Below are 6,477 nucleotides of genomic sequence, written 5' to 3'. Positions count from 1 at the left end.
GCATCGTATTCATGGCACATTGGGTTACCTAACGCCTGTTCAGTATCGTCAAGAAGCCCTTAAAAAAGTTGTCTGATTTACTGTTGACAATCCAGGCAGCCAAATTAAGGGCGAAAGTGCCCTTGATTCCGCTGAAAGTACGCGGAATGGTCAAATCAAAGGCAAAAGTGCCTCTGATTCCGCCGATGGCAGGCGGAATAGCCGAAGTAAAGGGAAAAATCCCATTAACTCGGCCAAAGGTGGGCGGGAATAGCCGAAGTAAAGGGAAAAATCCCATTAACTCGGCCAAAGATGGGCGGGAATAGCCGAAGTAAAGGGAAAAATCCCATTAACTCGGCCAAAGGTGGGCGGGAATAGCCGAAGTAAAGGGAAAAATCCCACTAACTCAGCCGACGGCGGGCGGAATGGGCAAATCAAGGGCAAAAATCCCACTAACTCAGCGGACGGTGGGCGGAATCACCCCATCCTCTCAATCCCAGATCACATGCCCCTGGCCGAGGGTGACCGGGACGAAGCCGGCCAGCTGGCGGGCCTGGTAGCGGACCGGGCGGCCGCTGCCCATTAGAAGGATGTTGCGGACATCGGCAGCACCTTCGGCCGGCAGGGCGAAGGCTTCAACATAGGGATAGTGTTCGCTGAGCGTAGTGTGGATAGCGCCCATCCGGCGGTCGTTTTCGCTTTTGCCCATCAGGTTCATGAGGATGGAGCCGCCGGAATGGAGCTTGGAGCGGGTAAGACTAAAAAATCCGCTGGAGATCAGATGCTGCGGCGTGCCCGAGGCAGTAAAAGCGTCCAGCAGAATGTAATCATACTGGCCGTCCCGCTCCTCTTCAAGCAGACTTCGGCCGTCGCCGATCAGGACATTGTCCTGAGTGTAGCCGAAATGGGATCTGCTGTAGCGGACAACCTCCTCATTCACCTCGGCCACCTTGAAGCGCTTCTCCGCAAAATAACCGGCAATCGTGCCGATCCCGTGCCCGATTAAGAACACATCCTGAAACAACGGCCTGTTGTATTCCATCAAGTGAATCATCGCCCGCGGGTATTCGAACACAACCCGCTTCGGCCGCTCCAGGTCAAGCGCGCCCTGGATGGCATCGCCGGAGAACTGAAGGACGCGGAAGCGCCCTTTTTCACCATATAGCTCAGTGGTTTCATACACCTGAATTTCATTGTCGTCATGCTGTGGGTGCAAATCAAGGACTCCTTATACGTGGGAAATTCGTTTGTATTCATTCGGCGTGACGCCGACGGTTTTTTTGAACAGCTTGTTGAAATAGGCGGGATCGGGATAGCCGACCTCGGTGCCGATCTCGTGCACCTTCAGATCCGGGGCATTCTTCAGCAGTTGCTTGGCAGCCCGGATACGGATTTCGATCACATAATCGGTCAGCGTCAGACCCGTCTCCTGCTTGAACAGCTTGCTTAAATAGCTGGGTGTCAAAAATACCATTCCGGCAAGCATATTCAGATCGGCGTGCTGGTTATAGTTGGCGGCAATCCAGCGTTTTACGGTTTCAACGGCCGTGCCGGACAGCTCCAGCCGGCGGGTGCGGATATCCTCCAGCACAGCACTTAATGTGGAGGTGAACCGATCTTCAATCGCGCCAAGACTCATGCACGCTCTGACACTTTCCTCCAGCCTCGGGCGGCTCTGCTGCCGGTGAGTCTCTTCATATTCCTTCAGCTCATTGCGTACCGTTTCCTCCGCCTGCTGCAGGCAGCGGATGATCAGCTCCGGATCGGCCTGCAGCGCCTCAAAGGTGCAGAACAACCGGTGAATCCATTCCCGGACCCCGGAAATATTCAGAATCTGCAGCTCATGAATGAGCGGTTCCCGGACCGGGAGAAAAGGATCTGCGGAGGCCATGTGACCGGCAGGCTTCAACTCCTCAATAGTAGCATAATGGAGCGGCTGCGGGTTATAGATTCCTGCATCGCAGGCCAGCTTGGCTTCGAGATAGGCGGTCCGCAGCCGGGCCGGATCGTCATAAGAGCGGCTGACTCCGAGGTGCAGCCGCTGCTGCGGGCAGGCCGCTCCGATCCCGCTGGCCGGCTCCCGGCGCTCCGCAGGCGTGAGCGGCTCCGGGGAATAGCGGACCCAGGCCAGCAGCCCTTTATGAACCTCGAGCAGATCTGAGATCATCCTCTGATCTGCCTGAAGGCGGTCGGCATAGGCGATAGCTCCTTCCAGCCGGCCGCCTTTCACTACAGTGACTGTGAAATAGGGAAGGGGCAGGAGAATGCCGCCTATCAGCGCAGCCGCAGGCTCTTCGATTTGCAGCAGGGAGAGGAGCAGGCCGGCGCGCTGGCGGTTTTCTTTGTCCTGCTGCTGCTTCCGTTCCTGCTCAAGCGAATAGAGCACCTCAAAGAGCTGCTCCTTGTTAATCGGCTTCAGCAGGTAATCCACAGCAGAGCTGCGGATCGCCTCCCGGGCATAATTAAATTCCGTGAACCCGCTCATGAGCAGCGTGCGGATCTGCGGGTGGCTGGCCTTCAGCCGTTTGATCAGCACCAGGCCATCAATCTGCGGCATGCGGATGTCGGTAATAACGGCATCCACCTGCAGGGAGGGCAGCTCATCCAGCAGCTGCTTGCCGTCCGCATAGGTACCAACGACACAGAAGGTACTGCTCTCTTTACTGATCATCCGGGCCAGGCCTTCACGGATCAAAACCTCGTCATCTACGATTACTATACGCAGCAATGCGGCTTCCCCCTTCCTGGCTATATTTTCCCCTCCATCGCTTAGGCTTTCTTTCCGTATTCACTTCAATTCAGCCTAAGCTGTATCATTCCGTATCGCGTGTATCCGCAAGCGTGTCAATCCGGATGATGACACGGGTGCCGCGGCCCGGCTCGCTGAAGACCTGCAGCCCGCAAGCGCTGCCGTAATGCAGCCGCAGCCGCTCATTGACATTGCGCAGCCCGATGCCAAACTTTTCGCTGTCGGTGCTGTCCAGGAGGTTGCTGTTCAACAGCCGCAGCGTGTCTCCATCCATGCCGACACCATCATCCGCAACGCAAAATACCGTTGTACCCTCCTCGCTCCAGGCGGTGATAAGGATGGTACCCGGACCTTCTTTTGCCTCCAGCCCGTGGAATACAGCATTTTCGACTACCGGCTGAAACACCAGCTTAAGCAGAGGAAGCGGCAGAAACGCCTCCGGAACATCCATCTGCAGCCTGAACTTATCCGGAAAACGGATATGCAGCAGGTTGAGATAGTTGCGCACATGATCCAGCTCATGGCGAACCGTTACCATTTCCTCGCTGCGGACGATGCCGTAGCGCATCTGCAGTCCGAGCAGATAGGTCAGCTCCGCTACACGCGGGTCTTCGCTGCTCTCTGCCAGCATGCGGATGGACTCCAGCGTATTATAAATAAAATGCGGGTTAATCTGATTCTGTAAGGCACGCATATCGGCCTTCTGCTTGCGTTTCTCCGTCAGCGACACTTCCTGGATCAGATCCTTGACCCGGATGATCATCCGGTTGAAGTGGCTGCCGATCATTCCGATCTCATCATTATATTTGGGTGACAGCCATACATCCAGATTGCCATGCTGCACCTGCTTCATCAGGCGGACCAGTGATTTCAGCGGCTTGGTCAACGCATGGGAAATAAAGGTGGCTACCACCAGAGCAATGGCGACAATCGCCAGTGTAGTCAAAATCAGCGTGTTACGGGTTTTCTGCACCGGAGTCAGGATACGTTCAAGCGGGATTGTGACCATCGTCGTCCACCCGGTTTTCTGCGATACGGTGTATACGGCCAGATAATCCTGCTCCTCCAGCCGGATCTGAAAATGGCCTTCTGGCCCGCCTGTCTTCTCCAGCAGCAGAGCGATATCCTGCTGCTCCCTGTCCGGGCTGTCTGTATGGGCAGTACCGGCTGAATCAGCAGATATACCGCCATAGACCAGCCCGCCATGCTCATCAACAATGATTGTGTTGCCCTGGGTGACCGCGTTTACCGGATCGGCGATCCCCTTGAACAGCTTGATGTCGATATCGAAGACAATCATCCCGATCGGCTTCAGCATGCTGACCGAAGAGACTGTCCGCATCACGCTGAACACCTCCCGGTGCTCGCCGGAGTTCACCCGGATGGTATGCCGGCCCTGCACAACGGGGGCTACCCCGGCTTCTTCCGTCAGGCTGCGCCACTGTGTCATCCGTTCTGCCGGGAACAGCTCATTAATTCCGGGAGCCCGGTCATAGAACACATAACCGTATTTATCCACCAGATATACGGCAGTCATTTCTTCTTTGGTATGGATCAAATAGCTCAGGAACATCGACATGCTGGTGTTCTTTTCCCAGTCGGTGTTCTGCTGCTCCAGATAAAATTGCACATCGGTATTGTATAGCGGCAATGCGGTGTATCTTTTCAGGTCAGCGATATATCTGTCGATGGTATCCGAGGCATTGCCCGCCATCTGCCCGGCACTCTTCGTGGAGCTCTGCAGCACCGAATTGAAGGTAGAGCGCGAGGACAGGTAGCTGACATAGGTGATCGGCAGAGAGAGCACAAAGACGAATACGACAATCAGCTTGCGCTCCATCGGCAGGTTGGCCAGGAACAGCCAGAGTCTGCGGGGAATGCTCAGGATATAGGAAACCACTGAAGTTGTTCCTTTCCGTACACCCCTATTTTACCGCGCCGCTGGTGACTCCTTCAAAAATATAACGCTGCAGGAAGAAGTACAGAATGACCGTCGGCAGCAAAATCAGCAGAATCGCCGCACAGATCAGGTTCCATTCACCCGAGTTGACCCCCTGGAACCGCATCAGGATCGTGGTCACTACGCCAAGGCTTTGTTTGGGCATATAAAGGTAAGGGATGTACATGTCATTGTAGATGCTGATCGTCTTCAGAATCACCAGTGTTGCTGTCGCCGGAGTGAGGAGCGGGAAGATGATCGAACGGTAGATTTTGAACAGGGAGGCCCCTTCCACCATGGCACTCTCGTCGAGATCAAACGGAATGTTGCGGATAAACTGCAGATACAGGATGATCTGGATCACATCGGCACCGATGTAGAGCACAATGGGAGCGCCTAGCGTGTTGTAGAGTCCCAGACTTTTGATAATACCGAAGGTGGCGACCTGGGTGGTGATGCTCGGAATGATGGTGGCAACCAGGTAAGCTCCGAATACAAGCGGTTTCAGTTTGAAATTGAAGCGGCCCAGCACGTATGCCACCATTGTGCCAAACAGAATGTTCAGGGTCAATGTAATTATGATGATCACCAGCACGTTGCCGAAGCCGCTGAGCAGACCCCCGCGCTGGAACACGGCGATAAAGTTATCGAAGTTCAGGAAGCTTTTCGGGAGAGCCATAGAGCTGCTGGTGTTGAATTCATCCGTAGATTTAAAGGCATTAACGATCACCACATAAGGCGGGAAAAGGACGACAAATACCCCGATCAGGAGCGTGACGTATTTGAAGAAATCGACAGTGCGGAATTTGCTGTGGGTCATATTATTTGTCTCCTCCCCGGCTAAGCACTAGCTGCTGCACCAGCAGCACAATGACCACAAAGAAGAGCAGGATGATGCTCATCGCCGAAGCCAGGCCGTAGTTATTAAAAGCAAATGCCGTATCGACGACCTTCTGCACATAAGTCTCACTGGCGCCGGCCGGGCCGCCTTTGGTCAGGACGAACGGCAGATCGAATACTTCGAGCGCGCCGGTAACAGTCAGGAACAGATTAAGCTGGATGACCGGCTTCATGTTAGGCAGGGTAATTCTCCATAGTGTCTGAAAAGAGCCCGCACCGTCTATTTTGGCCGCTTCATATATATCCTTTGGAATAGCCTGCAAAGATGCGATGTAGATGACCATGTTATAGCCCATAAACCGCCAGAAGCCGGTCGAAGCGAGCGAGTAGTTAACCAGCCCTTCGGTACCGAGCCAGCTGGTCTGGCCGAGTCCGGTCAGTCCGATGCTGTTCAGGAACAGGTTCAGGGAGCCGTTGGTCGTATCAAAAACATAGCCGAACATAAAAGCCACCGCGACACCGTTCATAATATAAGGCAGGAAGAGCATAATGCGGAAGGCGTTTTTGCCGCGCAGCCTGCTGCTCAGTACGACAGCGAAGTAGATGGCGATGATATTCTGGACAATCCCCATCACAAAGTAGGCAAAGTTATGGGTGAACACCTTGAAAATATCCGGATTGCCGAACACCTCACGGTAATTGTCCAGGCCGACCCACGGTTTCTCCGGGCTGTAGCCGTCCCAGTTGGTGAAGCTGAAATAGACCAGCTTAAGGGCAGGGTAGTAGGTGAACGTTGCCAGAAGCAGCAGCGGAATGGTCAGAAAGGAAATGATGATAATCATCTTTTGTTTGTTATAGGATAATGTGCCGAACATGTCTTCAACCTTCTTTCCGTAAAAGCGTTTCATGGGTATGACGACAAAATGGATTACCCAGAAAGGCATAATCCATTTTGCGCCGGAGTTTATGC

At 54.1% G+C, this 6,477-nt stretch carries 5 protein-coding genes; all 5 read right to left on the bottom strand.

The window, feature by feature from the left end; genetic code table 11:
* Positions 1-469: 469 nt before the first annotated feature.
* Positions 470-1,195: a spermidine synthase gene (locus M2108_RS26480; RefSeq protein ID WP_277472367.1), complete on the bottom strand. Its 726-nt coding sequence runs from the start codon at positions 1,193-1,195 to the stop codon at positions 470-472.
* A gap of 12 nt (positions 1,196-1,207) precedes the next feature.
* Positions 1,208-2,707: a response regulator gene (locus M2108_RS26475; protein WP_277472366.1), complete on the bottom strand. Its 1,500-nt coding sequence runs from the start codon at positions 2,705-2,707 to the stop codon at positions 1,208-1,210.
* A gap of 85 nt (positions 2,708-2,792) precedes the next feature.
* On the bottom strand, positions 2,793-4,628 hold the full coding sequence (locus M2108_RS26470) for a cache domain-containing sensor histidine kinase (protein WP_277472365.1): 1,836 nt from the start codon (positions 4,626-4,628) through the stop codon (positions 2,793-2,795).
* 25 nt (positions 4,629-4,653) lie between these two features.
* Positions 4,654-5,487: a carbohydrate ABC transporter permease gene (locus M2108_RS26465; RefSeq protein WP_277472364.1), complete on the bottom strand. Its 834-nt coding sequence runs from the start codon at positions 5,485-5,487 to the stop codon at positions 4,654-4,656.
* A 1-nt stretch (position 5,488) separates the two neighbouring features.
* Complete coding sequence (locus M2108_RS26460; protein ID WP_277472363.1) at positions 5,489-6,382, bottom strand: carbohydrate ABC transporter permease; 894 nt, start codon at positions 6,380-6,382, stop codon at positions 5,489-5,491.
* Positions 6,383-6,477 lie beyond the last annotated feature (95 nt).

Origin of the sequence: Paenibacillus sp. PastM-3, assembly GCF_029893965.1 — a bacterium.
Taxonomy (GTDB): Bacteria; Bacillota; Bacilli; order Paenibacillales; family Paenibacillaceae; genus Paenibacillus_AQ.
The sequence above is the reverse complement of the archived record's forward strand: the minus strand, read 5'-3'. Positions and strand labels throughout refer to the sequence as shown.